Origin of the sequence: Halosolutus halophilus (assembly GCF_022869805.1) — an archaeon.
In the GTDB taxonomy this organism is placed as follows: domain Archaea; phylum Halobacteriota; class Halobacteria; order Halobacteriales; family Natrialbaceae; genus Halosolutus; species Halosolutus halophilus.
In genome coordinates this window covers 3,075,001-3,100,688 of sequence record NZ_CP094974.1, presented here as the reverse complement: position 1 = coordinate 3,100,688, position 25,688 = coordinate 3,075,001, and the positions used below count along the sequence as shown (strand labels likewise).

29 protein-coding genes are annotated in these 25,688 nt (G+C 65.4%); 15 read left to right on the top strand and 14 right to left on the bottom strand.

Annotated features, from left to right (window positions below; genetic code table 11):
* Positions 1-49 precede the first annotated feature (49 nt).
* Together MUG98_RS15210 and aglF (MUG98_RS15205) are read left to right on the top strand one after the other, a co-directional pair.
* Positions 50-1,030 carry a hypothetical protein gene (locus MUG98_RS15210; RefSeq protein WP_265108290.1) on the top strand — a complete coding sequence of 327 codons (981 nt, stop codon included), beginning with the start codon at positions 50-52 and terminating at the stop codon, positions 1,028-1,030.
* A 370-nt stretch (positions 1,031-1,400) separates the two neighbouring features.
* Complete coding sequence (gene aglF / locus MUG98_RS15205; RefSeq protein ID WP_265108289.1) at positions 1,401-2,132, top strand: UTP--glucose-1-phosphate uridylyltransferase AglF; 732 nt, start codon at positions 1,401-1,403, stop codon at positions 2,130-2,132.
* 242 nt (positions 2,133-2,374) lie between these two features.
* Here aglF (MUG98_RS15205) and MUG98_RS15200 read toward each other — a convergent pair whose 3' ends face one another.
* From MUG98_RS15200 to MUG98_RS15190, 3 genes are all read right to left on the bottom strand, one after another.
* On the bottom strand, positions 2,375-5,182 hold the full coding sequence (locus tag MUG98_RS15200; RefSeq protein ID WP_265108288.1) for a YegP family protein: 2,808 nt from the start codon (positions 5,180-5,182) through the stop codon (positions 2,375-2,377).
* Between the two features lie 349 nt (positions 5,183-5,531).
* Positions 5,532-6,455: an NAD-dependent epimerase/dehydratase family protein gene (locus tag MUG98_RS15195; RefSeq protein ID WP_265108287.1), complete on the bottom strand. Its 924-nt coding sequence runs from the start codon at positions 6,453-6,455 to the stop codon at positions 5,532-5,534.
* Positions 6,456-6,533: 78 nt separating this feature from the next.
* On the bottom strand, positions 6,534-7,496 hold the full coding sequence (locus tag MUG98_RS15190; protein WP_265108286.1) for an NAD-dependent epimerase/dehydratase family protein: 963 nt from the start codon (positions 7,494-7,496) through the stop codon (positions 6,534-6,536).
* A 218-nt stretch (positions 7,497-7,714) separates the two neighbouring features.
* On the opposite strand from MUG98_RS15190, the gene aglF (MUG98_RS15185) reads away from it, so the two are divergent.
* The 3 genes from aglF (MUG98_RS15185) to aglJ all read left to right on the top strand — a co-directional run bounded on the left by aglF (MUG98_RS15185) (position 7,715) and on the right by aglJ (position 10,981).
* The gene (gene aglF, locus MUG98_RS15185) at positions 7,715-8,449 is read left to right on the top strand and encodes a UTP--glucose-1-phosphate uridylyltransferase AglF (protein WP_265108285.1); all 735 of its coding nucleotides are present in this window, start codon (positions 7,715-7,717) and stop codon (positions 8,447-8,449) included.
* A 135-nt stretch (positions 8,450-8,584) separates the two neighbouring features.
* Positions 8,585-9,880, top strand: a complete 1,296-nt coding sequence (gene aglM, locus MUG98_RS15180) for a UDP-glucose 6-dehydrogenase AglM (protein ID WP_265108284.1) — start codon at positions 8,585-8,587, stop codon at positions 9,878-9,880.
* Between the two features lie 78 nt (positions 9,881-9,958).
* Positions 9,959-10,981: an S-layer glycoprotein N-glycosyltransferase AglJ gene (gene aglJ, locus MUG98_RS15175; RefSeq protein ID WP_265108283.1), complete on the top strand. Its 1,023-nt coding sequence runs from the start codon at positions 9,959-9,961 to the stop codon at positions 10,979-10,981.
* 37 nt (positions 10,982-11,018) lie between these two features.
* On the opposite strand, the gene MUG98_RS15170 is transcribed toward aglJ, so the two are convergent.
* Positions 11,019-11,348 carry a DUF5789 family protein gene (locus MUG98_RS15170; protein WP_265108282.1) on the bottom strand — a complete coding sequence of 110 codons (330 nt, stop codon included), beginning with the start codon at positions 11,346-11,348 and terminating at the stop codon, positions 11,019-11,021.
* A gap of 121 nt (positions 11,349-11,469) precedes the next feature.
* On the opposite strand from MUG98_RS15170, the gene MUG98_RS15165 reads away from it, so the two are divergent.
* Together MUG98_RS15165 and MUG98_RS15160 are read left to right on the top strand one after the other, a co-directional pair.
* On the top strand, positions 11,470-11,679 hold the full coding sequence (locus MUG98_RS15165; protein ID WP_250140036.1) for a ribbon-helix-helix domain-containing protein: 210 nt from the start codon (positions 11,470-11,472) through the stop codon (positions 11,677-11,679).
* A gap of 136 nt (positions 11,680-11,815) precedes the next feature.
* On the top strand, positions 11,816-11,941 hold the full coding sequence (locus tag MUG98_RS15160; protein ID WP_265108281.1) for a hypothetical protein: 126 nt from the start codon (positions 11,816-11,818) through the stop codon (positions 11,939-11,941).
* A gap of 142 nt (positions 11,942-12,083) precedes the next feature.
* Here MUG98_RS15160 and MUG98_RS15155 read toward each other — a convergent pair whose 3' ends face one another.
* Positions 12,084-12,533, bottom strand: a complete 450-nt coding sequence (locus MUG98_RS15155) for a JAB/MPN domain protein-containing protein (protein WP_265108280.1) — start codon at positions 12,531-12,533, stop codon at positions 12,084-12,086.
* 177 nt (positions 12,534-12,710) lie between these two features.
* Complete coding sequence (locus tag MUG98_RS15150; protein ID WP_265108279.1) at positions 12,711-13,394, bottom strand: hypothetical protein; 684 nt, start codon at positions 13,392-13,394, stop codon at positions 12,711-12,713.
* Positions 13,395-13,614: 220 nt separating this feature from the next.
* Here MUG98_RS15150 and MUG98_RS15145 point away from each other — a divergent pair, with 220 nt between their 5' ends.
* Both MUG98_RS15145 and MUG98_RS15140 read left to right on the top strand, forming a co-directional pair.
* Entirely contained in the window at positions 13,615-13,944 is a 330-nt protein-coding gene (locus tag MUG98_RS15145; protein WP_265108278.1) for a hypothetical protein, read from the top strand.
* 2 nt (positions 13,945-13,946) lie between these two features.
* Positions 13,947-14,486: a winged helix-turn-helix transcriptional regulator gene (locus tag MUG98_RS15140; RefSeq protein ID WP_265108277.1), complete on the top strand. Its 540-nt coding sequence runs from the start codon at positions 13,947-13,949 to the stop codon at positions 14,484-14,486.
* A gap of 1 nt (position 14,487) precedes the next feature.
* Here MUG98_RS15140 and MUG98_RS15135 read toward each other — a convergent pair whose 3' ends face one another.
* The 4 genes from MUG98_RS15135 to MUG98_RS15120 are packed head-to-tail and all read right to left on the bottom strand — an operon-like array spanning position 14,488 to position 16,445.
* A complete protein-coding gene (locus tag MUG98_RS15135) occupies positions 14,488-15,033 on the bottom strand; it encodes a hypothetical protein (protein WP_265108276.1) in 546 nt (181 codons plus the stop codon).
* Positions 15,033-15,314, bottom strand: coding sequence for a hypothetical protein (locus MUG98_RS15130; RefSeq protein ID WP_265108275.1), 282 nt, complete (start codon positions 15,312-15,314; stop codon positions 15,033-15,035). The genes MUG98_RS15135 and MUG98_RS15130 overlap by 1 nt, the downstream gene beginning before the upstream one ends.
* Positions 15,304-16,173, bottom strand: a complete 870-nt coding sequence (locus MUG98_RS15125; protein ID WP_265108274.1) for an FAD:protein FMN transferase — start codon at positions 16,171-16,173, stop codon at positions 15,304-15,306. The genes MUG98_RS15130 and MUG98_RS15125 overlap by 11 nt, the downstream gene beginning before the upstream one ends.
* Before the next feature lie 2 nt (positions 16,174-16,175).
* Complete coding sequence (locus tag MUG98_RS15120) at positions 16,176-16,445, bottom strand: hypothetical protein (protein WP_265108273.1); 270 nt, start codon at positions 16,443-16,445, stop codon at positions 16,176-16,178.
* A 146-nt stretch (positions 16,446-16,591) separates the two neighbouring features.
* On the opposite strand from MUG98_RS15120, the gene MUG98_RS15115 reads away from it, so the two are divergent.
* Entirely contained in the window at positions 16,592-17,278 is a 687-nt protein-coding gene (locus MUG98_RS15115; RefSeq protein ID WP_265108272.1) for a VOC family protein, read from the top strand.
* Between the two features lie 34 nt (positions 17,279-17,312).
* On the opposite strand, the gene MUG98_RS15110 is transcribed toward MUG98_RS15115, so the two are convergent.
* From MUG98_RS15110 to MUG98_RS15095, 4 genes are all read right to left on the bottom strand, one after another.
* Positions 17,313-17,750, bottom strand: coding sequence for a MaoC/PaaZ C-terminal domain-containing protein (locus MUG98_RS15110; RefSeq protein WP_265108271.1), 438 nt, complete (start codon positions 17,748-17,750; stop codon positions 17,313-17,315).
* Between the two features lie 184 nt (positions 17,751-17,934).
* On the bottom strand, positions 17,935-18,225 hold the full coding sequence (locus MUG98_RS15105; protein ID WP_265108270.1) for a DUF5779 family protein: 291 nt from the start codon (positions 18,223-18,225) through the stop codon (positions 17,935-17,937).
* Positions 18,226-18,310: 85 nt separating this feature from the next.
* Positions 18,311-18,766, bottom strand: coding sequence for a ferritin-like domain-containing protein (locus tag MUG98_RS15100; protein WP_265108269.1), 456 nt, complete (start codon positions 18,764-18,766; stop codon positions 18,311-18,313).
* Between the two features lie 132 nt (positions 18,767-18,898).
* The gene (locus MUG98_RS15095) at positions 18,899-19,348 is read right to left on the bottom strand and encodes a pyridoxamine 5'-phosphate oxidase family protein (RefSeq protein WP_265108268.1); all 450 of its coding nucleotides are present in this window, start codon (positions 19,346-19,348) and stop codon (positions 18,899-18,901) included.
* Positions 19,349-19,496: 148 nt separating this feature from the next.
* Here MUG98_RS15095 and MUG98_RS15090 point away from each other — a divergent pair, with 148 nt between their 5' ends.
* The 5 genes from MUG98_RS15090 to ilvC all read left to right on the top strand — a co-directional run bounded on the left by MUG98_RS15090 (position 19,497) and on the right by ilvC (position 25,685).
* Positions 19,497-20,090: a winged helix-turn-helix transcriptional regulator gene (locus MUG98_RS15090; protein WP_265108267.1), complete on the top strand. Its 594-nt coding sequence runs from the start codon at positions 19,497-19,499 to the stop codon at positions 20,088-20,090.
* 481 nt (positions 20,091-20,571) lie between these two features.
* The gene (locus MUG98_RS15085; RefSeq protein WP_425601096.1) at positions 20,572-21,828 is read left to right on the top strand and encodes a LeuA family protein; all 1,257 of its coding nucleotides are present in this window, start codon (positions 20,572-20,574) and stop codon (positions 21,826-21,828) included.
* A gap of 329 nt (positions 21,829-22,157) precedes the next feature.
* Complete coding sequence (gene ilvB / locus MUG98_RS15080; RefSeq protein WP_265108266.1) at positions 22,158-23,972, top strand: biosynthetic-type acetolactate synthase large subunit; 1,815 nt, start codon at positions 22,158-22,160, stop codon at positions 23,970-23,972.
* Positions 23,969-24,634: an acetolactate synthase small subunit gene (gene ilvN, locus MUG98_RS15075; RefSeq protein WP_265108265.1), complete on the top strand. Its 666-nt coding sequence runs from the start codon at positions 23,969-23,971 to the stop codon at positions 24,632-24,634. Before ilvB ends, ilvN begins: the two co-directional genes overlap by 4 nt.
* Positions 24,627-25,685 (top strand): ketol-acid reductoisomerase, encoded by a 1,059-nt coding sequence (ilvC, locus tag MUG98_RS15070; protein ID WP_265108264.1) that lies wholly within the window; start codon positions 24,627-24,629, stop codon positions 25,683-25,685. Before ilvN ends, ilvC begins: the two co-directional genes overlap by 8 nt.
* The last annotated feature ends 3 nt before the right edge of the window (positions 25,686-25,688 follow it).

Below are 25,688 nucleotides of genomic sequence, written 5' to 3'. Positions count from 1 at the left end.
GAGAGGAATATCATCGTCTACTTATTTGGGTGTTGGCTACGGGGATGTGATGGAGACCAATCTCGGTGCATGGCTCTCGGAGATGCGTGAGCACATCCGCGAGCGCCCGAAACGTGCGCTCCTCTACGTCGTATTCACGCTCTATCTCACCATCTGGTACGCCGTAACGTCTCGCTGGCCGTTCGGAAAAAACGTCTACAGGTCAGACTGGGACCTCCTGATCATCCTCGACGCGTGCCGTGTGGACGCGCTCCGTGAGGTGGCCGACGAATACGACTTCATTGAGGAAGTGAACAGCGTCTGGTCGGTCGGCAGCCAGTCCGCCGAGTGGATGGCGAACACGTTCACGGAATCGTGGCGCGACGAGATCGGAAATACGACATACATCTCAGGGAACGGCTTTAGTGGTGCCGTGCTGAAGCGTGGGAGATACCCACCAGCAAACAACACGATCCCTGTCGATTTCTCGTCGTGGTCGACGGTCGATGAATCCGCACTCAACTCTCACATAGAGGTGTGGGAGACGAACCACGACGAAACGTACGGATCGGTGCTCCCCGGACCGATGACTGATCACGCCATCGAGGTCGGGCGAAACGGCGACGCCAACCGTATTATCGCGCACTACACTCAGCCACACCTCCCGTACGTCGGCACCGCGTACCGCGAGGGGCGGGAAGCCACCGATCTCGAGGACCGTGGCTACGAAATCCTCGAGGAAGGCCGCGGGTCCACCGACGAGGTGTACGAGGCGTACGTGGAAACGCTCCGATGGGTGCTCGACGACGTAGCGGAACTTCTAGAGAACATCGACGCCGAGAAGGTCGTTATCACCTCCGATCATGGCGAAGCGTTCGGCGAGTGGAAAGCCTACGGCCACCCCGAAGGGTTCCCGCATCCGGTCGTCCGGAAAGTCCCTTGGGTAGAGACGACAGCACGCAATGAACACACGCGCGAACCCGATATCGAGGTCAATTCGACCACCGGGACGGATATCAAAGAACACCTTCGTGACCTCGGATATCGATAATTCCACTCAAAGAAAATCCCATTCAAGGAATTCCCACGTATATACTGACTTTGCTCGCAATCTCACTGCGTTTCCGGTGCACAGTCGCCCGGAACCTGTCCGTAGGTCTCCCGATGCTTGCACAGTAACTTCAGTGAGACGCTCGTCGTGCGATCACTGTCCAAGGGATGCCAACAAAGACGAACGGGGCCAGTGGCACCAATAGACGGATACTCGCGCCGACAACGAACCCTCACTGGCGTGGAGACGCCGTTCTTCTACGAATAGTGCCGCGAATCGCCGACTTAGCTGCCCGTCACTCGTTCGCCGGCGGCTGGAACGACGCGTCCGCTCACAAAGTATATATCACCCCATCAGAACAATTCGGCACATGCAAGCAGTCGTTTTAGCAGCCGGAAAGGGAACCCGCCTCCGGCCGCTCACCGAAGACAAGCCGAAGGTCCTCGTCGAAGTCGACGAGAAACCCCTCATAGAGGACGTCTTCGACAACCTCATCGAGATCGGTGCGACAGAGTTCGTCGTCGTCGTGGGCTACCAGAAAGAACGGATCATCGAGCGCTACGGCGACGAGTACGCGGGCGTCCCGATCACCTACGCCCACCAGCGCGAGCAACTCGGCCTCGCACACGCGATCCTCCAGGCCGAACCCCACATCGACGACGACTTCATGCTCATGCTCGGGGACAACGTCTTCCGTGCGAACCTCGGCGACGTGATCAACCGTCAGCGGGAAGAGCGCGCCGACGCCGCGTTCCTCGTCGAGGAAGTGCCCTACGAGGAGGCCTCCCGCTACGGCGTCTGCGACACTAACGAGTACGGAGAGATCGTCGAGGTGATGGAGAAACCCGACGATCCCCCCACCAATCTCGTCATGACTGGCTTCTACACCTTCACACCAGCCATCTTCCACGCCTGTCACCTCGTCCAGCCGTCCGATCGCGGCGAGTACGAACTCCCGGATGCGATCGATCTGCTCATCCAGTCGGGCCGGACGATCGACGCGATCCGGATGGACGGCTGGCGGATCGACGTCGGGTACCCGGAGGACCGCGATCGGGCCGAAGAGCGGTTGGCGGAACCCGTTACCGTTCAGACGGAGTGAGGCCCGTCGCTTCTGGTTCTGGTCTGGGTCCTGGTTCTGATCCTGGTCCGGGGGACGCGCGACTTCGATCGATGGCCAGTGTCACATCTCTTCTCGCCACGAACCCACGCGAACGAGCGTGAGAACCGCTGGCGAGTCGTGTCGGATACCGTACCGCCAGAGTGCGGTACCGGACCGCGACGCGGGATCCAGCTACCGTGCGCTGATCGCGTCCGGAATCCTCGCTGCGGTCGGCGTCGCGATCACTCGTCGACCGTGATCTCGCCGTCGGGCACGTGGGCTTTCAGATCGGCGATCGCCTCCCGAGCAGCAGTGCGCGTCGCGTAGGTCTGCGTGCTCTCGACCATCGTCGAGTCGTATTCGTCGACCAGCCGCCACACCCACTCGTCGTCGTCCGCGTGCAGTTCGAAGGCGGCGCTGTCGATCGCGAGGACGCTCGCCCGGTCGATCAGCCGACGGACCTCCGAGACCGCGTCGCGAGCGGTCTCCTTCGAGTCGTAGCGATCCGAGCCGATCGCGACGACCCGTCCGTCTTCGTCGCGAAGTTGCCACCGCCAGCGATCGTCCTCGGTCGCAACGAGGTCGAACGACGCGACACCGAACTCCACCGGTTCGGCCAGCGGTGCGAGCCGACGGACGTCGGCGATGTCCGCCACGAGTTCCCTCTTGGTGTCGACGGCGGTGGCCGCACTGGCGATCACCTCGCGGTCGCGATCGACGAGGTCCCAGCTCCACCCGTCGCCGTCGTCGAGACGGATCGCCGCGTCCTCGATCGTGAAGATCGGTGCCTCGTCGGCGTGGGACGTGAGCGTCTCGACCGCCTCCAGCGCCGCCTCGCGATCGGGATACGATCCCGTTCCGTCGGCGAGTTCCTCGCGGTCGCGGTCGAGCAGCCGCCAGTGCCAGTCGCCGCTGTCGTAGAGCTGGATCGCGACGTCGTCGATCGACGCGTCGCCGGCAGTGGCCGCGGTCTCGCGGACGGCCGACAGGTTCTCGACGAGGGCGTCCCGGGTCGGATCGGTGGTGGCGGCGACCGCGACGGTTTCGCCCGTCGGGAGGACGAATCGCCAGTGCCAGTCGTCGGCTCCAGAGACCTGGAAAATCGGTCGGTCCATCGTGCGAACGTCCGACTCGAGATGGTCGAGCAGACGGATCATCGCGCCGCGGGCGGCCTCCCGGGTCGGATGCGTGGCTGGATCCTTGGCGACGAGTCGACCGGTGCCGTCGATCAGCCGCCAGCCCCACTCGTCGTCCGCGGTGACGAACAGTTCGAACGCCGCGGTCTCGATCTCCAGTACGTCCGCGTCGGGGGCCTGCTCTTTTAGCGTCAGCATCGCCTCCGCGGCGTCGCCTCGCGAGGCGTGTTCCGCGCCGCTGTCGGCGAGTACGGTCCCGTCCTCGTCGAGCAGCCGCCAGCGCCACTCGCCGGCGTCGCTCTCGTAGACGCGAAACGCCGCGTTCTCGAACTCGATGAACTCGGCGTCGCGGGCCTGCTCGCGAACCCGCTCGATCGCCGCGCTGGCCGACTCGGCGTCGGCGTAGGGGTCGGAACTCGCGGCGACGACCTCGCGGTCGTCGGTCACGAGTCGCCAGTGCCAGCCCGACTCGGCGTCGGTCGTCTCCGCGGCCGTTTCGGGGACCGGCGTGCCCGCACCGTCCGCGACGGCCGCGGATCGACTGTCGGTCCCAGCCGCCGGTGCGGTCCGGTCCTCGGCGGTCTCGGACGCGGGGTAGACCTCGTACTCCGCGGCCTCGATTTCGACGACCGCCGCGTCGCGGGCGGTCTCCCCGAACCGCTCGATGGCCCGGTCCGTGCCGCCGCGCTCCGGCGTCCCGGCAGCCGATCGGGCGATGACGTGATCGGTCTCGTCGACGAGCCGCCAGTGCCACTCCCCGCCGGACCGGTACCGCTCGAAGGTCGGCTCGCCGGAGACGATGACCGCAACCGATTCCAGCGCCGGAAGCACGGCGTTCGCGGCGCTCTCGGCATCCCGGCGGGTGTCGAACGTGCCGATCGAGTCGGCGACGACGGTGTCCGCGTCGTCGACGATCCGCCACGCCCAGCCGTCACCCCGCTCGTGCAGTTCGACACCGACGTGGTCGACGTCGAGCACCTCCGCCTGGGCGAACCGGTCCGCGAACGTCTCGGCGGCAGCGTCGGCTTCCTCCTGGCCCGCGTAGCCGGTTTCGCTCTCGGCGAGCGGGGTTCGCTCGTCGTCGACCAGCTGCCAGTGCCACCGCTCGCGGTGCTCGGCGAGCGTGAACGCGCCGCCCTCGACGTCGATCAGATCGGCGTCGGGCCCGTGCTCTTTCAGGAAACTCACCGCGGTCTCGGCGTCGTCGCGGCCGTCGAACTCGCGGGTGGCGGCGCTGACGCGACTGCCGTCGGCGCGTACCAGCGTCCACCGCCAGGCCCCGTCACGATCGGCGGCCAGCCGGAACGCCGACTCGGACACCTCCAGCAGGCCGGCAGAGCCGATCGTGGCCTGCAACCGCTCGATCTGCTCCGTTGCCGCCGCTCGCGTCGTGGCCCGGTCCGTGCTTTCCGCGCGGGTCTCCAGATGCAGGACGGACCACGTCCAGTCGCCGGTTGCGTCCTGTACCACCGCGATCTGGGCGCTCTCCGGGGTGTCTCCGGTCGGGAACGCTGGTGTCACGGTCGCGCCTCCGTCGGCGACGACGAATTTCCGTTTCGCGGCCAGGCCGAGCGCGAACGCGAGGAGGCTCAGGACGATCAGGATCCCGGCCAGGATGACGACCACTTCGGTATCCATCCCCGTACTCTGCCCCACCCAGCCCGAGGAGAGAATCCCGATCGACGCCAACCCAAGCCCGCCGAGAAGTAGGCTCAGACACCGTGTGCCGCTCCCGGGCTGAAGACGGTGCGTGAACTCCTGGCGGGCCCGATCGCGGGCGGCGATGACCGCAGAATCCCGCGGTGCGTCGCTGCCCAGACAGGGTGCGATACAGTCGTACGTCGAGTCCGGCGCACCGACCGCGCGTTCGGTGAGTCGCCGCAGGTGTCGGTGTACGGAACGCGCGAAAGCCATCACGTACCAGCCCGGAGCACTGACTGTCCCATAATAATGTGCTACTTACAGACCACCGCCGCGTGCCCTCCGATTCGAACGCGCCCGAGCGGCGCACTGCGGAGGTCGGGAGAGGGGCCCTTGACGGGGAATGACGCGGAAGCGGAGTCCCTGATCGATCCGAAACGCGATGGGCGCTGGGACCGATCGCGACGGAACACACAGGTTCTGCATACTCGATACGAAGAGTGTTCCCACGGCAACGCTGCGTCCGCAGCCACTATCGATAACGTTCCGCAGCTATCGATACATCTTCTACAACAACTCTCGACACGCGCCGATGAGTCGCCTCGGTCGGCGATGACTCACTTCAATCGGCCGTATACTGCGCACAGACTCGTCGAATCCCCTCCTCGAAGTCGATCTGGGGCTCCCAGCCGGTTTCCTCGCGGATCTTCGAGGCGTCAGCACAGGTATCGTGGACGTATACCGACTCGGGAATCGGGTTCTCGACGTACTCGGGCTCTACGTCCGTTCCGAGTTCCTCGTTGAGCAGTTCGACGACCGTATCGAAGTCGTACGCCTCGCCCGTCCCCAGATTGTAGACGCCGGCGAGTTCGTGGTCGGCGGCCAACTCGAGGCCGCGGACGATATCGGACACGTGCGTGAAGTCCCTCGTCTGCGTCCCATCGCCGTAGAGCGTCGGCGACTCGCCGTTGGCGATGTCGTCGGCGAACTGGGCGATCACGTTGGCGTACTCTCCTTTGTGTTCCTCTGCCCCGTCGTAGCCCTGATACACCGAAAAGAAGCGGAGTCCGGCCATCGCCATCCCGTAGTGGTTCGCGAAGTACTCCCCGTAGCGCTCGCGGGCGAGTTTGGAGGCCTCGTAGCCGGTGTGGGCCTCGACGTCCATCGACTCCGGCGAGGGTTCGGTCCGGTTCCCGTAGATCGACGACGTCGACGCGTAGACGACGGTATCACAGCCGTCCTGTCGGGCCTGCTCGACGACGTTGACGAACCCTTCGACGTTGACGCGGGCCCCTTTCCGGGGATCGTCCTCGTGCATCGCGTACGAGGAGAGCGCCGCGAGGTGAAACACGGCGTCCACGTCGGTCGGGAGGTCGTCCTCCAGAACGCTTCGCTCGGCGAATTCGACGTCGTCGACGAGGTTCTCCGGGGTCCCGAGATAGCAGTCGTCGATCACGATTACGTCGTTGTCCGTCGCGAGGTGGTTCGCGAGATTCGATCCGATGAATCCCGCACCGCCCGTGACGAGAACGCGCTGGTCCTGCATACGGAGGTTCTTTCGGCAGTCGAGTAAAAAGGATTCTAGATCAGTCCGATCGGTCCGCGCCGAACCCGCCCGACCCTGTCACGCCTCGTCGATTTCGTCGGCCAGTTCCTCGGCCGCCCGTCGCACGGCGTCGTCGCTCTCGAGGTTCGGCGTCCAGCCGATCGCCGCGAGTTTCTCGATCGAGAGTCGCATCCGCGGGACGTCCCCGGTCCAGCCGCGATCCCCGCCGGTATACTCGTAGTCGGGATCCAGGTCGAGGACGTCGCTGACGATGTCGGCGATCCGATCGACGGACGTCGTCGTTCGGGTCCCGAGATTGTACGTGTACGTCGCCCCGCCGTCCGACTCCACGTCGTCGGCCCCGGCGCGGTCGACGACGTGGCACATCGCGTCGACGCAGTCGTCGACGTGGAGGTAGGACTTCTCCTGTCGGCCGTCGCCGAGGATCGTGAGTGACTCCGGATTCGCCCGCAATTTTTCGAGGAAGTCGGGGATGACGGCCCCGCGAAGGCGCGGGCCCACGACGTTCGCGAAGCGGAACGTCCACGCGGTGAGTCCGTGGGAGTGTGCGTAGGTCGAGACCAGTCCCTCCTCGCCGAGTTTGCTCGCCCCGTAGACGCTGATCGGTTCGAGCGGGGCGAAGTCTTCGGGCGTCGGTCGCGGCGCTTCGCCGTACACCGTCGAGGACGACGCGAACGCGAACCCCTCGACGCCCGCGTCACGACACGCCTCGAGCAGGAGGTGCGTCATCGTCGTGTTCTCGTCGAACTGACCGCGCGGATCGTCGTCGTTCGGATCCTTCCGGGCGGCGAGGTGGAAGACGAGATCGAGATCGGCGTCGATCGCGTCGGTCACGGCGTCGCGGTTGGTCAGATCGGCTTCGAGTACCTCGGCGCCGGCGGGAACCCACTCCTCGCGGCCGTTCGAGAAGTCGTCGACGACGACGACCTCGTTGCCGTCGGCGAGGAGGCGATCGGATAGCTGGGACCCGATGAATCCCGCACCACCGGTGACGAGAATACGGGCGTCCGTTAGATCCATACGGTTCGGTTATCCGTCGTCGAAAAAGGTCTTCTGATCGTGTAGCCAACGGAACGGGAACGGTTTCCGGACGATGCGATTTCGGGCCCGGATCGTTCACTGCGCGGTTCCGATCGGGAATCCGTTCCGGGGGCGCGATCTGGTGGCAGTTCTCCGAACTGTTTTCCGGCTATGAAAATCATCGGAAAGCCAATTCCGCTCCCGCCGTCAGTACGCGTATGCAAGCAGTCGTGCTGGCCGCGGGGAAAGGAACCCGCCTCCGGCCGCTCACCGAAGACAAGCCGAAGGCCCTCGTCGAAGTCGACGGCAAACCGCTCGTCGAGGACGTCTTCGACAACCTCCGCGAGATCGGCGTCACCGAGTTCGTCGTCGTCGTGGGCTACCAGAAAGAACGGATCATCGAGCGCTACGGCGACGAGTACGAGGGCGTCCCGATCACCTACGCCCACCAGCGCGAACAGCTGGGTCTGGCCCACGCCATTCTCCAGGCCGAGCCACACGTCGATCACGACTTCGTGCTGATGCTGGGGGATAATATCTTCCGCGGGAACCTCGGCGACGTGATCAACCGTCAGAGGGAAGAGCGCGCGGACGCCGCGTTCCTCGTCGAGGAAGTGCCCTACGAGGAGGCCTCCCGCTACGGCGTCTGCGACACCAACGAGTACGGCGAGATCGTCGAAGTCGTCGAAAAGCCGGACGACCCGCCCTCCAATCTCGTCATGACTGGCTTCTACACCTTCACACCAGCCATCTTCCACGCCTGTCACCTCGTCCAGCCGTCCGATCGCGGCGAGTACGAACTCCCCGACGCGATCGATCTGCTCGTCCAGTCGGGCCGGACGATCGACGCGATCCGGATGGACGGCTGGCGGATCGACGTCGGGTACCCAGCCGATCGCGAGAAAGCGGAAGAACGACTCCGGGAAGCCGCGCCACCCGTTACCGAACGGTAGCCGTTCCCGGTGGACCCGTACGTCCAGTTCGCCGTTCTCGGTAATCGGGAGTCGCTCCGATCGTCGTTTTTGATGACGGGGCCGCTCCGGTCGGAACCCAAAAACCACTACCGACTACACCTCATCTCACAGCGTATGCACGTCTCGATCGTCGGCAGCGGGTACGTCGGAACGACCGTCGCCGCCTGTCTCGCGGACCGTGGCCACGACGTCGTCAACGTCGAGATCGACGAGGAGATCGTCGATCGAATCAACGCGGGCGAGGCACCGATCCACGAGGCCGGCCTGCAGGACCTGATCGCCGAGCACGCCGGGAGCCGCCTCCGGGCGACGACCGACTACGGAGCCGTCGTCGACACCGACCTCACGATGCTCTGTCTGCCGACGCCACAGGCCGAGGACGGCAGCCTCGATCTGGCGATCATGCGGGCTGGCGCGGAATCTCTCGGCGACGCGCTCGCCCGAAAGGACGACGACCACCTCGTCGTCGTCAAGAGCACCGTCCTCCCGGGGACGACCGAAGACGTCGTCGGGCCGATCCTCGAGGACCGATCGGGCAAGCGCGTCGACGAGGACCTGCACCTCGCGATGAACCCCGAGTTCCTCAGGATGGGAACCGCCGTCGAGGACTTCCTCGAACCGGACAAGGTCGTCGTCGGCGCGAGGACCGATGCGACCGCCGCGACGCTCCGGGAACTGTACGCGCCGATTCTCGACCGTCCCGAAACGACCCTCGTCGAGACCGACGTTCGCGAGGCCGAACTGATCAAGTACGCGAACAACGCCTTCCTCGCCGCCAAGGTGTCGCTGGTGAACGAACTCGGCAACGTCGCGAAGGAGTACGGCGCGGACGCCTACGAGGTGCTCGACGCCGTCGGACTCGACGATCGGATCTCGGACCGGTTCCTCCGATCGGGCCTCGGCTGGGGCGGTTCGTGCTTCCCGAAGGACGTCGACGCGCTTCGTGCAGGGGCGCGCGAGCAGGGGTACGATCCCGAACTGCTCGACGCGGTCGTGGCCGTCAACGACGAGCAGCCGCGGCGACTCGTCGCCCTCCTCGCGGAGCACGTCGCTCTCGACGGGGCCAGGATCGCCGTCCTGGGACTCTCGTTCAAACCGGGGACGGACGACATCCGGAAATCTCGCGCGCTCGACGTGATCGATCGACTCGCGGATCGCGGTGCGGACGTCGTCGCGTACGATCCCGCGGCGATGGCGAACGTCCGGGAGCAGTACCCGGCTCTCGACGTCGACTACGCGGACTCGGCCGAGGCGGCGCTCGAGGCGGCGGACGGGGCGGTCGTCGCGACGGACTGGCCCGAGTTCGACGACCTCTCGTTCGCGGGCATGCGCCGGCGGGTCGTCGTCGACGGTCGCCGGATCGACGTCGACGCGGACGATCTCGCGGTCTACGAGGGGCTGACCTGGTGATCGCGATGCCGGCTCCGTTATAAACGATCGATTCGTCTATCAGTATCCTTTTGCGCTCCGCCGCGAGAATGGCACCCAATGGAGCATGACGGGGCACGCGTGGACCCGGTCGACCGAACGCAGGAGGTCCTCGCGATGACCGACGAGACACGCGAGATCTCGACCGACGAGGTCTGTGTCCTGATTCCGACGCTCGACGAGGCGGCGACGATCGGTGACGTGATCGACGGCTTCCGCGAGCAGGGCTACACGAACGTGGTGGTCGTCGACGGCGGTTCGGACGACGAGACGCAGGCGATCGCACGCGATCGCGGTGCCGACGTCGTCGTCCAGTCGGGCGACGGGAAGGGACAGGCCGTCCGGGAGGCCCTCGAGTACGTCACCGTCCCCTACGTGTTGATGGTCGACGGGGACGGGACATACGACCCCGCCGACGCCGACCGGATGGTCGAACCGCTCTCGCGAGGCTACGATCACGTGATCGGCAACCGGTTCGCCGACATGGACGACGACGCGATGCGCGCGTTGAACGGGTTCGGGAACCGGCTGATCAACAGGGCGTTCCGATTCATCCACGGAGCCAGCTACGAGGACATCCTCTCGGGCTACCGGGCGTTTACCGTCGACTCGTTCGAACGCCTCTCACTCGACTCGGACGGGTTCACGATCGAGACGGAACTCGCCGTCGAGTGCGTGAAACACGGGATCGACACGACCGTCGTGCCGATCAGTTACAGCGCCCGTCCCGACGAGTCCGAGACGAACCTCCACCCGATCACGGACGGCGGGACGATCATCCTGGCGCTGTACACGCTCGCCAAGACGAACAACCCGCTGTTTTACTTCGGGAGCCTCGGCACCGCCGGCATCCTCTCGGGCGGCGTGATCGCGGGGTACGTCCTCTGGCAGTGGATCCAGTACCAGCAGGGCCACGAGATCATGGCGCTCGTCTCCGCGGCCGCGATCCTGCTCGGGGTCCAGTTGATCATGTTCGGCGTCCTCTCGGACATGCTCGTCACGTTACACCGCGAACAGCGCCGCCGACTCGAACAGATCGCGCGCGATTCCCGGGACAGAGACAGGGACAGGGACGACGACTAGCCCGTACCCGAGTCCCGCGAACCGAGACGAGAACCGGTCAAAAGGGCAGAAGCGATCGGACCTGCTGGACGACGCCGCCGGAGTGTCGTCGCCGGTACTCCTCGAAGGGATCGTGCAGGGCGTTCAGCAGTTCCTGTCGGGAGCGGAACTCCTCGACGTCGACTTCCGCGAGCATTTCGCCCAGGGGGACGTCGTTGCCGTGGACGTCGTAGGGGATGCGCTCGTGACCGAGTTCCGCAGCGACGTCGTCTTTCGTCGCCGGAAACGCGAGATCAGCGTCTTTCAGACGAACGTCGACGGCGGCGATACCGAACTCGATGCTCTCGGGTTCGTCGTCGTCTCCACTCGATGGTGGCCGGACTCCCATACGTATCGCTAGTCAGGGAGGTATAAAAACCGCTACGGAGACGATTCGCGTCCCGGTTCGCGTGAGGCCCACCGTCGGGCCGCGGCGACACGCCTTTGACGTCCGCGATGGAGTATCGAGTATGACCGAATACACGACGGTGTCGATCCCGAAGGAACTCGCCGATCGGGTCGACGAGACGATCGAGGGGACGAGTTTTCAGAGCACGAGCGACCTCGTTCGCTTTCTCCTGCGCAGTATCGTCATCCAGCACCAGAAGGAGGGGCAGTTGACGGAAGCCGAGTTCGAGGAGATCGCCGAACAGCTTCAGGGACTCGGCTATCTCGACTGACCACTGACCGCCGTCCGTCGTCCGCCGATCGCTGCCCGCGGTCCGCTGTCACGCGCGAGTCGGTCGCCACTCGCCTGCCGCCGGCCGGACGTTTTTGGGCGTCGAGCGATCTAGCACCGAACGGAGGTCGAGATCCATGCCCCACGTGCCGGACTTCCCGACCCCCACGGACGACTCGGAGGACGATCGCGACGACTCGAACCGAAGCATCATCGATCACATCATCGGAAGCGGAGACGGGCCGATGCCGACCGGTGACTGAGGCTACCGGTCGCCGATCGCCCGGACGCCCGACTGCTCGATTTTTCCGATTCGGTGGTGTCGACCGGTCCAGTCGGCGTCATCACAATTCGAAGTCGAGCCTCCTGCCTCGCGGAGTAACCGTCTGAAGCGAGGAGGGGAAGTCACTTCCCTGCTTTCCACCCGACGTCCGACAGCGATCGGTCCGGCGCGGTGGCCTCGATGATCTCGAGGGGCTGGCGATCGCCGGATCGATCGAACGCGGCGAACGATCGCTCGTCGATCTGCCACGGCGGGACGGCGACGAAGATCACTTCCGCGAGATCGTCCCGTTTCGTCACCTCGAGTTCCCTGAGGGGGTGAGAGACGAACTGCCCCTGGGTCTGGCGCGCGGGCGTCGTGAGGTCGACGCCGAAGACGGCGTTGACGGCGTTGCCGGGATCGGGAAGGTAGAAGTCGGTGAACACCGGCGTCTCGGCCGGGATCGCGGCGGCATCGTCGCCCTCGAGTTTGCCGGCGGGCGTCACGGAGACGCCGGTCGTCACCCGATCGGGATCGGCGCCGCTGGCCAGATCGAGTAGCACGTCGACGAGGGCACGCGTGACGTAGACCACACGGGGTACACGGGCGGCGCGCAGTTAGGTGTATTCCCCGCGCCTGCCCTTCGGCAGTCACCGCGCCTGCCGATCGGCGGGGGTGTACCTGTTGGATACTGCGAGCGCGCACTCGTTGCGGCTACTGCGAGTACCATCGGGATACTGCGAGTACCATCGGGATACTGCGAGCGACCGCTAGAACGGCAGCATGTTCCACCCGACCTCGGCGTAGAGCCGCGGCGTCCGTTTCCGGGAGCCGCCGAGGGCGTCCTCGAGAGCGGCCGCCGCGTCGTCCATCACGCCGGCCCCGTGAGCGACGAGCACCCGTTCGGGATCGAGGTCCCCCAGCACGTCTCGCGGGGGGACGACCCGTCGCATCGGGTGGACGCCCAGTCGTTCGCCACCCGCGAGGAAGTAGTCGACCGTCCCGACGGACTCGGGGACGACGAGCGTCCCGTCGTCCGGGTTGTAGAGCGACACCTCCTGCCAGAACCGGTTGTCGACGACCGTTCGTGCCTCGAGGCCGGTGTCCGCGAGTTCGTCCTCGAAGCGAACGATCGGCGCGTCGAGGTCCTCGGCGACGCCCTCGAAGAAGTCGGGTAGATAGACGTGGACGCCGTATCGATCGGCGATCGCGGCGGCGTCGCGCTTGTGCCGATCGAGCATGACGACGACGCCGGCTACGTCGCCGAACTCGGCGAAGAGGTCGTCGAGGCCCTCGGCGTCGACGGGATCGAGGACCCAGACCTCGCCGTCGATCTCGAGGGCGTGACTCGCCCGTTGCATCTGCTCGTCCGGATGGGCGATCCAGCCCACGCCGCCGTCGAATCGGTCGATCTCCCTGAAATCCGTCGCGCGCTCGTCGACGCGAAATGCCATATCGGGGAGTACGGATGCCGTTCTCATAAAATCCTGCTGGACGGATTCGGGCGTCGGACGATCGGCCGGAATCGATCGGTCCGATGCCGTCGTCGCGGTAATCGAACCGTGGCGACGACTGCCCCCTCGAGAACGGACGCGAGCGACGGGCCAGCAGCGCGATTCGACGATCGGACGACAATCCTTTTTCCCGATCGAACCGTCGATCGATCCATACCGAATGGCAACACCAGTTTCGGGGGTCGCCGCGATGGCCGTTGCACTGACGCTCGCCCAGCAACTCGAGCAGTACGTCAGTCTCGGTATTTTCCTTCTCGGGTCGACGCTAGCCGCGCTCAGTTTTCTGGCGTGGCGACGGGAACGCGACCGGCGAATGTTCGTCGTCACCGTCGGCTACCTCATGTTCGCGCTCTACGGACTGATCGTCTTTCTCGAGTACTATCTGCTTCCGTACTTCACGTTTCGGACCGTCGAGTTGCTGGAACACGGTGCGGCCCTGCTCATCCTCGCGGGACTGCTCGCATTCTTCGTCGCGCTGGCCCGGAACTGACCATGACGGACTCCGATTCGGACGAGGAGTCGGCGCTGGAACTACGATCTCGGCGGACGATCTACCAGCACGTCCGCGCGAACCCGGGTATTCACTTTCGTGCCCTCCTCGACGACCTCGAGTACGCCCAGGGGACGCTTCAGTATCACCTCCGATGGCTGGAAAACCGGGCCCTTCTCGAGGAGTCGGACGACGGGAAGTACACCCGGTATTATCCGGCGGAGACGTTCGACGAGGCCGATCAGGCCGTGATGAACGCGCTGCGTCGGGAGTACGCCCGCCGGATCGTCGCCCACCTCGCCGTCGAGGGAGCGCTGTCGACCGCCGAACTGAGCGAGCGACTCGACAGGTCGCCCTCGACGGTGTCGTGGCACCTCTCGAAACTCGAGGACGCAGACCTCGTGACGAAGGAGCGACGGGGGCGCACCGTCGCATACGAGTTGTACGACCCGGAACGCGTGCAGTACCTGTACACCGTCCACCGGAAGTCGTTCACCGATCGGGTCGTCGACCGACTGTTCGACCTGTGGGATAGCTACTGAGTTACCGATCCGCCGTGGCCGCCGTCGACAGCAGTTCGCTGTCCGCCAGGAAGCGCAACAGCAGGACGTAGACGAGGAACGCGATCGCCGGCCCGAAGACCGGTCGGATCAGCCCCGCGACGTCGGTCCCGACGGCGGCGGCGTGGATCGTGGCGAACCCGAAGCCGCCGTAGGCGAACGCGTGGACGACCTGCGGCCCCCAGGGCCGGTCGAACCGTCGCGCGTCGAGAAAGCCCAGAACCGCGACGACGAGCAACTGGAGCGCCCCGACGCCGACCACGACGCCGGCGAGCAGGTAGGTCGTCGAGTACGCGGGCTGGGGTGTCGAACCGGAGACGATGAACCAGGTATCGAGGACGCCGAGAACGCCGTGAAGCAGTGTCGTGAGCATGGCGAACACCGAAATCTCGATGTGGGTCCGTCGGGCGATTCTGTGGAGGGGTCCGAACGACCGCGCGCTATAGAGGATCCCGGTCAGGACGGCCAGATACAGGGCGGGATAGGCGACGAGCGCCGCCGCGCGATCGAGATACCAGATGACGTCCATCACGAGGCCCCCGTCGTCGCGACGACGTCCGGGCAACCGTCGCCGTCCTGGAAGCCGTTCGTCGTCTCCGGACGCGTCGGGCACCGATCCGCGTCGTCACGGATTTCGTCGCCGTCGTAATCGTTCGGAGCCTGTCTCGTCGGCACCGTCGTGTCGACGAGATCCGCTTTCTCTCGTTCGACCGCCTGCGACTCGCGGACGTCTGCGATTCCCCACGTGACCGGGACCGTGATGACGAAGAACGCGATCGCGACGATCGCGACGGATTGCTTATACGACATGGTCGTCGAACCCCTCCGTCGTCCGAAAGACGCCGCGGTGAACCACGAACGCCTCGAGGTCTGGCCATCCCTCGGCGAGTTCGAGCGCGTCCGATAGCGACATTGCGGCGAGCGTCGTCGCGATCGCATCGGCCTCCATACAGTCACGGTTCGCGACCACGGTGACCGTCTCGTGTCGGGAGCCGACCCTGTTCGTCGTCGGATCGTAGACGTGGTCGACGCCGTCGCGCCGGCGACGGTAGCCGCCGGACGTGGCGACGCTCCAGTCGGTCTCGAGGACTTTGAGCGGGCGCGCGTCGCCGTACGGACTCTCGACGGCGATCGGGCCGGTCGGCGGCGACACGTCGCCGCCACCGCTGACGAAGCCGCTCCGGCCCGGGCCCGCCGCGGCGGCGGCTGCCCGGTCGACGATATACCCTTTCGCGAGGCCGTTCAGGTCGAGTTTCGTCTCGGTGACGACGCGGTCGCCATCGACGCGCACTGAACCGGTGTCGAACGTCGTCGAAAGCGTCTCCCGGTCCCCGCGGAGGTACGCCTTCAGGTCGTGTTCGACTGCGCCATGGCGGACGTCGAAGACGCCGTGGGTACGCTCGACGTACTCGAGGCCGCGCCGAACCAGGCGGGCGACGTGTTCGTTCTCGACGCGTCCCGTTCGGTTGAGACGCGCGACCGCGCTCTCGGAATCGAACGCGTCGAGTTCGGCCTCGAGCGACAGCGCGGTTCCTCGAGCGCGATCGGCCGCGACGTCGGCGCGGTAGCCGGTCGTCCGGACCGCGAAGTCAGTGTCACAGCACCGAAAATTCCGGCGAGCGTCGCCGAGCCGCGTGCGTGCGGTAGTAATGGTGTCGGCCAGACTCATGGCTAGTCGTCCTCCCGTTCTTCGTGTTCCTCGTGTTCTTCGTACTCGTCGTCTTCGCGTTCCTCACCTCCCTGGGTATCGACTGCGGGCGTGAAGTCCTCGTTCGGGGTCGGCGCGTCGTCCGCGATCGACGTCGGACCCGTCCCGTCGGTCAGCGAATCGTCGACGACTCCGAGTCCGGGTGCCGCCAGCACGAGCGCGACGGCGCCGGTCAGCACCGCGCCGGCGAGCGTGAGCGCGACGAGTCTGTTCGTTGGTAGTGGGATTCTCATGGACCAGTTGAAGGTGGATCGCGTCCGTATCTATCGCTTCGCGTCCATCCGTCGAATGTTCGTCCAACCGTCGAATCGGCCGCTCTCGGCGCTCGATCGGGAACGCCGCCGACGATTCTTTATTCCTCCCTCGAGTACCTGGACTCATGCTAACGGGGCTTTCCTGGCTGGCACTCGAGGCCAAATACCTCGATCGTTCGCGCACCTTCTACGAGGAGACGCTGGGACTCGCCGTCCGCGAGGACCGCGCCAGGGAACTCGCGCTCGAGACCGGCGAGACCGACCTCGTGCTCCGGCGCCCCGAGGAGGTGCCGCGTGGCGGGCTCCACACCCACTTCGCGTTCTCGATCCCCGACGCCGAGTACGACGACTGGTGGGACCGCCTGGGCGAGGACTACGACCTCGAGGAAGCCCGGTTCGGCCCCGCCCGATCGCTGTACCTGTACGATCCGGACGGCAACTGCGTCGAACTCGGCCAGCAGGACGTCGAGGGGCCGGGTATCGACGGGATCTTCGAGGTCGTCCTCGAGGTCGAGGACCTCGATCAGTCTCGATCGTTCTACGAGGATCTCGGGTTCGAGACGGTCGACGAGGGCGACGACCGCAAGCGCGTCCGACTGCAGGGACCGATGGCGCTCGAACTCTGGGAACCACACCTCGGGATCGCCGACGCGCGCGGCGGCGTCCACGTCGATCTGGGGTTCGAGAGCGACGACCCGGGCGCGGCACTCGACGCGGTCCGCGATCGGGTCCGATCGATCGATCGAGAACTGGACGAGATGATCGTGGTTCGCGATCCGGACGGGCACTTCCTGACGTTCCGGTCCGACTGAGAGGGAGGTGACGCCGGCTGGCGAGTCCTGCCGATCACCGCTGCCAGATGGTGTGATTCCGCAACGAGAGGACGAGTTCGTCAGCCACCGTCGCGGTCCGCCGCGTGGTGACGATGCCGCGTCCGTCGTCGTTCGCCGACGCGCGCTTGTCTTCGACCTCGAGCGAGACGTGAATGGTATCGCCCGGCCGGACCGGGGCGGGGAACCGCAGGTCCTCGATGTGGCCCGCGGCGATCAGGTCCGAGTCGCCGTAGAAGTGGTCGACGACGAGGGGCTGGGTGAGTCCGAAGGTGTGGATCCCGCTTGCGATCAGACCGCCGAACGGTGATTTTGCGGCGGCGTCAGCGTCGACGTGGATCGCCAGCGGGTCGTACTCCTCGGCGAACGACGTGATCTCCTCGCGCGCGACTGCGTTCGTTCCGCAATCGATGGTGTCGCCGACGGTCACGTCGTCGAACGTTCGGTGACTCATTACGCAGAGACAGAGCGGAACGGGGAATAGGGGTTGCGTTCGTTCGATACCGGTGCCCCGTGCCTCTTCGTCCCACGCGATTTCGCCCGGCGCGTCTTCGTCTCGCACGTCTTCGGCCCCTCTCGCTACTACGGACCGTTTCGCCACTGTTCGCGTCCGAGACACGATCGGTTCGAGTGACGCTCTAGAGCCGATCGGTACTCACGTCCACGCCCGGCGGCGTCACGATCAGGAATCCGCGGAAGTGGACGAGATTCCCGCCCGATTCCTTGACGTCGCGGGCGAACCCGGAGGCCAGTTCGTTGACGTCGCCCTCGACGCAGAGGACGAGGACGTTCCCGTTTGCGATCGCTTCGAGCCACTCATCGGCTGGCGTCGACCCGTCGAGGACGCCGAGGACGAGTTGCCCCTCGAGCTCGAGTTCCTCGTCGATGTGTTCCTCGACGGCCCGCAGGTCGAGGTCGAAATCGCTCATGTGGATCCGGTCGAACCACGACGAGAAAAACGTTCGCCTCGCGCGGATCGTCCAACAGTCGACGCTGGTCCTGCAACAGCCGACGCTAGTCCTGCGGGAACTCCTTCTTGAACCCGCGGAACTCCGTGTGGTGGGCCTCCTCGTCTGCGAGGATGGTGACGGCGACGTCCTCGGTGACGGGGTCGTTCGCCTCGCGGGCGGCCTCCAGGAGCGATCGGTAGGTTTCCGTCGCGTCGTTTTCGGCCTCGAGGACGCCGTCGATGACCGACTGGACGTCCGTCGTATCCGCGGGGGGTTGCAGACTCGACTGGCGGGCCTCGAACGACTCCGAACCCGGCGGCGACTGGTCGAGTTGCTTCAACCGGTTTCCGAGCAGTCGCGCGTGTTCGAGTTCCTCCTCGACGTCCGCGTCGAGACTCTCTTTGACCTCCTCGGCGTGGACGCCGTCGAGCACGATCGCGTTCGTGAGGTAGTTCATCACGGTCTCGAGTTCGTCGATGTACGCCTCCGTCAACAGGTCGGTGACTTCGTCTGTTGTCATCGCCTGGCTCCCTACCACGAGGACGGGTAAAATTCTTTGACCCCGCTCACGGCCGAATCCGTGAGTTCCGTCCCGTCGAACGGAGGGCAGCGGATCCCCCGATCGCGTTTCCGTGGCGAGCACTGACCGACGCTACCCCGTGTTCTGGATGCCGGTCCACTCGTCGATCCGGAACCGATAGCCCTCGACCCCTCGCATCGGATTGGCAGCGCTGAACACGTCAGGATGCCACGCGTTTCCCATGGCGTCCTGCAGGGATTCCCACTCGTCGTCGGGTACTGCGTCGATGCGACCGACGAGGCTCGCGCTCCGCCACTCGTGTGCAGACTCGGCACTGTACACGAGAAAGCGGGCCTGTCGACTCCGTTCGCTCAATTGTTCCTTGCGGCTTTCCGTCCCGAACAGCAAGAACACGAAGTAGAGCGTCGAATTCCCGTCGTACCCGAACGACATCGGGACGAGATACGGTACCGCCTCGTCGGCGAGTCCGAGTATCCCGACGCCCTGTTCCATCAGGAACGCTCGTATCTGGTCGTCGGTCATGGAATCGGGACTCGATTCCCGCACTTCGTCCATGGACATAGGTAACAATTCACGTGAAATCCTATTAAATCGGCGGACGATTCCGATCGATTCGGAACTCGATGCGTCCCGAATCGGCGCGCCGTCTACTCCGTTTCAGTGTCTCCGCGAGGCGGACACTGATTACGATCCCGTCCGTAGCCATTCTATGCGCGACCTCGACGACACCGATCTCGAGATCCTCCAGTTGCTGACCGAAGACGCCCGGCGGCCGTACAGCGAGATCGCCGACCACGTCGACCTGACGCCGCCGGCGGTTTCCGATCGGATCGCCCGCCTCGAGGAACAGGGAATCATCCGGGGATTCACCGTCGACGTCGATCGGGCGAAACTCCGACGCGACGTGGCAGTGCTCGCCGAACTGGACGCGAAACCGGGGGCCGTCGACGACGTCTACGCGGCGGTTGCCGACCTCGACGGCGTCGACCACGTCTTCGAGGGGATGGACGGGCGCGTGATCGTCCACGCGACGCTGCCCGACGCCAACGTGCGATCGTGGCTCGAATCGGGGTTGGACCTGAAGACGCTGTCCGGCTACGACGTCACGCTGCTCACCCGATCGGATCGACTCACCGGCGTCTCGGCGACCGATTTCTCGCTCGAGTGCGTCGTTTGCGGTCAGCAGGTGGCCGACGGGGGCGTGACGGCGACCGTCGACGGCGAGATCAAGACGTTTTGCTGTCCCTCCTGCGAGGACCGGTACCTGACGGAGTACGAGTCCCACCAGGAGGCCCTGGAGTAGCCGTCCGATCGAGGGAACTGGTGAGTCAGGTGGAGTCGCCGACCGATCGAATCGGGTAGCCGGTGAGTCAGGGAGGACAGTCGTCCGATCGGGTGACGAACCGGACGACTATCGAACGGACTCGATCGACGCCGACGTCCCCTCCACTCCGAACCACTGTATCTGGACAGATGGTCGCCGCTGGAACCGATATCGAATCGATTTCGAACACAGTCGGCGTCAGTACCTCGATCGATGACCGAACGTCCACCGGCGAGGCGCGCGCGATCGATCGATCGATTCGTACGCGCCGATCGGGGCCGATAGTATCGCGATCGACTCGCATCGGCGTGCGTTCTCGATCGTCGCCTCTAGTATTGTAATAGGATGTTGGGGTCTGTATCAGGGCGTTGATGTCCTGCGGTTTTCCGTTCCGATCGGTAAAGTGTGTCATCGATTCGCACTGTCTGTCGGCCGGAGCAGCGTCAGTTTTATATACTCCATCTCCCGTCGAGTTCTGATACAATGTCTTCACAAGACAACCCGTCCTCTGACACCAGTCAGGGGGGTCGAGTTCTTCCAGGGCACGTTAGATTCCACTGACGAAATTGAGTCAGCACGTGTCTTCGACACCACCCTCCGGGACGGTGAACAGTCGCCCGGAACTTCGTTCTCGTACGACGACAAACGGCAGATCGCCTCGATCCTGGACGACATGGGAACCCACGTCATCGAGGCCGGGTTCCCCGTCAACTCCGACGCGGAGTTCGAGGCCGTTCGTGACATCGCTTCCTCGACGTCGACGACCACCTGCGGGTTAGCCCGCGTCGTCGACAAGGACATCGACGCGGCGCTCGATTCCGGCGTCGAAATGGTGCACACGTTCGTCAGCACCAGCGACGTCCAGATCGAGGATTCGATGCACGCCACGCGAGACGAGGTCGTACAGCGCGCAGTCGAATCGGTCGAACGCGTCACGGAGACGGGAACGACCTGTATGTTCTCGCCGATGGACGCGACGCGAACCGACGAGCAGTTCCTGATCGACGTGATCGAGGCGGTCACCGAGGCGGGCGTCGACTGGATCAACGTTCCCGACACGTGTGGCGTCGCCACCCCGACGCGGTTCAAGGCCATGATCGAGAAGGTCCGCGCCCACACCGACGCGCGGATCGACGTCCACACCCACGACGACTTCGGTCTGGCCACCGCGAACGCGCTCGCCGGCATCGAAGCGGGGGCGGATCAGGCGCAGGTCTCGGTCAACTCGATCGGCGAACGGGCCGGGAACGCCGCCTACGAGGAGTTCGTGATGGCCGTCGAGTCGCTCTACCAGACCGACACGGGGATCGACACGACACGGATCACCGAACTCTCGAACGTCGTGGAGGAGAAAAGCGGCATGGAGACGCCGGGCAACAAACCCGTCGTCGGTGCCAACGCCTTCTCCCACGAGAGCGGGATCCACGCCGCCGGTGTCATCGAGAACTCCGACACCTTCGAGCCGGGCGTGATGACCCCCGAGATGGTCGGCGCCGAGCGCCGACTGGTAATGGGGAAACACACCGGCACCCACTCCGTCCGGGAACGTCTGCACGAACTGGGCTTTTCGCCCACCGACGAGCAGGTACGGGCGGTCACCCGTCGGGTCAAGGACTACGGTGCGGAGAAGCGTCGGATCACGGTCGACGATCTGGAACGCTTCGCCGAAGAGGCTGACGTCGAACGTCAGCAGGAGCAAGAGGAGGTGCGCGTCTAACGGATGTCCCCCCTGTTTGCCACCGGTCGCGAGCACCGGCTATCGCACGCGAACGGATCGACGCGGCCCCGACCGCTGCTGACTCGCAACAGTTATGTCCATCGAGTCACGTATGTGGACGATAATGAGGTTCCGCGCGTCAGTGTCGGCTCGCACGGTCGACAGCAGCGCGCTCGCTCTTATTCGTATTGTAGGGGCGTAAGCGCCCCTCATCACACTAGCCACCGATCCGTACTCGCACCGACCCCACAGCGACCAGCAATCTACCAGATGACACCGTACCATACACCCAGATCCACGACTCGCCCCACGACGGCGGGAGATACTCGATGAGCGAACGCGCAGCATCGATCACGCCGACCGAGGAACAGGACGACGAACAGCTCGAAGATGCCGAAATCACCGACAGCGCGTCGCCGGAGACGGACGACGTCTCCGACGCTGAGACGACCGGTCCCGTCACCAACGGTGCCGAGTCGGTCGTCCGCGCGCTCGAGAACGCGGGCGTCGAGTACGCTTTCGGCGTTCAGGGCGGGGCGATCATGCCCGTCTACGACGCGCTGTACGACTCCGATATCACTCACGTGACGATGGCCCACGAGCAGGGTGCGGCCCACGCGGCCGACGCCTTCGGCATCGTCTCCGGTGACCCGGGCGTCTGTCTCGCGACGTCGGGCCCGGGCGCGACGAACCTGGTTACCGGCATCGCCGACGCCGACATGGACTCCGATCCGATGATCGCGTTGACGGGCCAGGTCCCGACGGAGTTCGTCGGCAACGACGCCTTCCAGGAGACCGACACCACCGGCGTCACGACTCCGATCACGAAGGACAACACCTTCGCGGCCGACCCCGATCGGGTCGGGAGCGACGTCAGCGAGGCGTTCGCCCTCGCCCGCGAGGGCCGGCCGGGGCCGACCCTGGTCGACCTGCCGAAAGACGTCACCAAGTCCGACACCGATCGCGAACCCGACGACCCCCGGGTGCCCGACACCTACGAAGTCCAGGAGCGGGCCGACGAGGAACTCGTCGACGCCGCGGCCGAACGGATCGAGAACTCGAGTCGCCCGGTCATGCTCCTGGGCGGGGGCGTCATCAAGGGCGAGGCCAGCGAGGCCTGCCGCGAGTTCGCCACGGAGCACGAGATTCCGGTCATCACCACGATGCCCGGCCTCGGCGCGTTCCCCGAGGACCACGAACTGTCCCTCGAGATGGCGGGGATGCACGGCACGGGCTACGCCAACATGGCGATCACCCACTGTGACACCCTGATCGGGATCGGGACCCGGTTCGACGATCGGCTGACCGGCGGCATCGAAACCTTCGCGCCCGACGCGGAACTGATCCACGTCGACATCGACCCCGCCGAAATCTCGAAGAACATCCACGCGGACTACCCGCTGGTCGGCGACGCGGAAACCGTCGTCGAGCAACTGGCCGCGGCGGTCGACGCCTCGCCACAGGCGAAGAAGTGGCGCGCCCAGTGCCAGCAGTGGAAGTCCGACTACTCGATGGCCTACGACGCGCCGGAGGACGAACCCGTCCAGCCGGAGTTCGTCGTCGAGGCCTTGGACGAGGCGACGAGCGATCGGGCGATCGTCACCACCGGCGTCGGGCAACACCAGATGTGGGCCTGCCAGTACTGGACGTTCACCGAACCCCGGACGTGGGTCTCGAGTCACGGACTCGGGACGATGGGGTACGGACTGCCCGCCGCGATCGGGGCCCGCCTCGCTGCCGACGACGACCAGGAGGTCGTCTGCGTCGACGGCGACGGCTCGTTCCTGATGACGCTGCAGGGTCTCTCGGTGGCCGTTCGCGAGAACCTGGACATCACCGTCGCCGTGCTCAACAACGAGTACATCGGCATGGTCCGGCAGTGGCAGGACGCCTTCTTCGAGGGCCGTCACGCCGCGTCGGACTACGGCTGGATGCCGGAGTTCGACAAACTCGCCGAGGCCTTCGGCGCGCAGGGCTTCCGAATCGACGACTACGACGACGTCGCCGAGACGATCGAGGAGGCGATCGCCTACGACGGGCCGTCGGTGATCGACGTCCACATCGATCCGCAGGCGAACGTCTACCCGATGGTGCCGAGCGGCGGCGACAACGGTCAGTTCGCACTGACGGAGGAGCAGCTATGAAGCGCGGATTGGAGGGACCGGCCCCGGAGGAGCGACCGACCCCCGCGGGCCGGCGGAACAAGCAGGGGATCCGCATCGACCCCGAAGTCGAGGCGATCCACGAGCCGCGACGGACCGTGATCTCGGCGCTCGTCGAACACGAACCGGGCGTCCTCGCGGAAGTCTCGGGACTGTTCTCGAGACGGCAGTTCAACATCGAGAGCCTCACCGTCGGGCCGACCGCGGACGAGGACCGGGCCCGGATCACCCTGGTGGTCGAGGAACCCGACCCCGGCATCGAACAGGTCAAGAAGCAACTGCGCAAACTGGTGCCGGTCATCTCCGTGCGCGAACTCGCGCCCGACGCGATGCGCCGGGAACTGGCGCTGGTGAAGGTCGACGCCGAGAACCCCGCTCAGGTCAACGCCGTCGCGGACATGTACGACGCCAACACCGTCGACTCGAGCCCCGAGACGGCGACCTTCGAGATCACGGGGGCCCGCCAGAAGATCGAGGCCGCGATCGAGACGTTCAGCCAGTTCGGGATCCGCGAGATCTCCCGGACCGGGACGACGGCACTCGCCCGCGGCACCGACGATACCGCGGCACCCGTGAGTGCGACCGAATCGGCCGCCGAAGCGGCGAACCAGCCGGACCAAACCTACACAGCAGACGATGACTGACGAGTTCACTACCGACATCTACTACGACGACGACGCGGACGTATCGACGCTCGACGACGACACCGTGGCCGTGCTCGGCTACGGCAGCCAGGGCCACGCCCACGCGCTGAATCTCCACGAGAGCGGGGTCGACGTGGTCGTCGGCCTGCGCGAGGGATCGTCCTCGCGATCGGCCGCGGAAGAAGACGGACTGACGGTCGCGACGCCGGCGGAGGCCGTCGAACGGGCCAGCTACGTCTCCGTGCTCGTTCCCGACACCGTCCAGCCGGCCGTCTACGAGAACGCGATCGAGCCGAACCTCGACGCGGGTGACACGCTGCAGTTCGCCCACGGCCTGAACATCCACTACAACCAGATCCAGCCACCCGAGGACGTCGACGTGACGATGGTCGCGCCCAAGAGCCCGGGTCACCTCGTCCGCCGCAACTTCGAGAACAACGAGGGAACGCCCGGCCTGTTGGCGACGTACCGGGACACGACGGGCGACGCGCAGGAACGCGCCCTCGCGTACGCGAAGGCGATCGGCTGTACCCGTGCGGGCGTCATCGAGACGACGTTCCGGGAGGAAGTCGAGTCCGACCTCTTCGGCGAGCAGGCGGTGCTGTGTGGCGGGGTCACCTCGCTGGTCAAGCACGGCTACGAGACGCTCGTGGACGCGGGCTATTCGCCCGAGATCGCCTACTTCGAGTGCCTGAACGAACTGAAGCTGATCGTCGACCTGATGTACGAAGGTGGCCACGCGGAGATGTGGGATTCCGTCTCCGACACCGCGGAGTACGGTGGCCTGAGCCGCGGCGATCGGATCGTCGACGAGACCGTCCGCGAGAACATGGAGGAGACGCTCGAGGAGATCCAGAACGGCGAGTTCACGCGCGAGTGGATCCTCGAGAACCAGGCCGGCCGACCGAGCTACAATCAGCTTCGGGAGGCCGAGAAGAACCACGAGATCGAGCAGGTCGGCGCGCGACTGCGCGAACTGTTCGCGTGGGCAGAGGATGAGAGCGAAACCGAGGACGAAGACGAGTCCGTCCAGGTGCAGGCGGACGACTGAACC

Coding starts and splice junctions, on each gene's coding strand:
- ilvN (WP_265108265.1), top strand. CDS start 23,969: ATGAAGCGCGGATTGGAGGGACCGGCCCCGGAGGAGCGACCGACCCCC.
- aglF (WP_265108285.1), top strand. CDS start 7,715: ATGCAAGCAGTCGTGCTGGCCGCGGGGAAAGGAACCCGCCTCCGGCCG.
- MUG98_RS15160 (WP_265108281.1), top strand. CDS start 11,816: ATGCCCCACGTGCCGGACTTCCCGACCCCCACGGACGACTCGGAGGAC.
- MUG98_RS15130 (WP_265108275.1), bottom strand. CDS start 15,314: ATGTCGTATAAGCAATCCGTCGCGATCGTCGCGATCGCGTTCTTCGTC.
- aglF (WP_265108289.1), top strand. CDS start 1,401: ATGCAAGCAGTCGTTTTAGCAGCCGGAAAGGGAACCCGCCTCCGGCCG.
- MUG98_RS15090 (WP_265108267.1), top strand. CDS start 19,497: ATGCGCGACCTCGACGACACCGATCTCGAGATCCTCCAGTTGCTGACC.
- MUG98_RS15095 (WP_265108268.1), bottom strand. CDS start 19,348: ATGTCCATGGACGAAGTGCGGGAATCGAGTCCCGATTCCATGACCGAC.
- MUG98_RS15110 (WP_265108271.1), bottom strand. CDS start 17,750: ATGAGTCACCGAACGTTCGACGACGTGACCGTCGGCGACACCATCGAT.
- aglM (WP_265108284.1), top strand. CDS start 8,585: ATGCACGTCTCGATCGTCGGCAGCGGGTACGTCGGAACGACCGTCGCC.
- MUG98_RS15100 (WP_265108269.1), bottom strand. CDS start 18,766: ATGACAACAGACGAAGTCACCGACCTGTTGACGGAGGCGTACATCGAC.
- ilvB (WP_265108266.1), top strand. CDS start 22,158: ATGAGCGAACGCGCAGCATCGATCACGCCGACCGAGGAACAGGACGAC.
- aglJ (WP_265108283.1), top strand. CDS start 9,959: ATGGAGCATGACGGGGCACGCGTGGACCCGGTCGACCGAACGCAGGAG.
- MUG98_RS15120 (WP_265108273.1), bottom strand. CDS start 16,445: ATGAGAATCCCACTACCAACGAACAGACTCGTCGCGCTCACGCTCGCC.
- MUG98_RS15195 (WP_265108287.1), bottom strand. CDS start 6,455: ATGCAGGACCAGCGCGTTCTCGTCACGGGCGGTGCGGGATTCATCGGA.
- MUG98_RS15115 (WP_265108272.1), top strand. CDS start 16,592: ATGCTAACGGGGCTTTCCTGGCTGGCACTCGAGGCCAAATACCTCGAT.
- MUG98_RS15105 (WP_265108270.1), bottom strand. CDS start 18,225: ATGAGCGATTTCGACCTCGACCTGCGGGCCGTCGAGGAACACATCGAC.
- MUG98_RS15210 (WP_265108290.1), top strand. CDS start 50: ATGGAGACCAATCTCGGTGCATGGCTCTCGGAGATGCGTGAGCACATC.
- MUG98_RS15150 (WP_265108279.1), bottom strand. CDS start 13,394: ATGGCATTTCGCGTCGACGAGCGCGCGACGGATTTCAGGGAGATCGAC.
- MUG98_RS15125 (WP_265108274.1), bottom strand. CDS start 16,173: ATGAGTCTGGCCGACACCATTACTACCGCACGCACGCGGCTCGGCGAC.
- MUG98_RS15140 (WP_265108277.1), top strand. CDS start 13,947: ATGACGGACTCCGATTCGGACGAGGAGTCGGCGCTGGAACTACGATCT.
- MUG98_RS15190 (WP_265108286.1), bottom strand. CDS start 7,496: ATGGATCTAACGGACGCCCGTATTCTCGTCACCGGTGGTGCGGGATTC.
- MUG98_RS15200 (WP_265108288.1), bottom strand. CDS start 5,182: ATGGCTTTCGCGCGTTCCGTACACCGACACCTGCGGCGACTCACCGAA.
- MUG98_RS15165 (WP_250140036.1), top strand. CDS start 11,470: ATGACCGAATACACGACGGTGTCGATCCCGAAGGAACTCGCCGATCGG.
- MUG98_RS15135 (WP_265108276.1), bottom strand. CDS start 15,033: ATGGACGTCATCTGGTATCTCGATCGCGCGGCGGCGCTCGTCGCCTAT.
- MUG98_RS15145 (WP_265108278.1), top strand. CDS start 13,615: ATGGCAACACCAGTTTCGGGGGTCGCCGCGATGGCCGTTGCACTGACG.
- ilvC (WP_265108264.1), top strand. CDS start 24,627: ATGACTGACGAGTTCACTACCGACATCTACTACGACGACGACGCGGAC.
- MUG98_RS15170 (WP_265108282.1), bottom strand. CDS start 11,348: ATGGGAGTCCGGCCACCATCGAGTGGAGACGACGACGAACCCGAGAGC.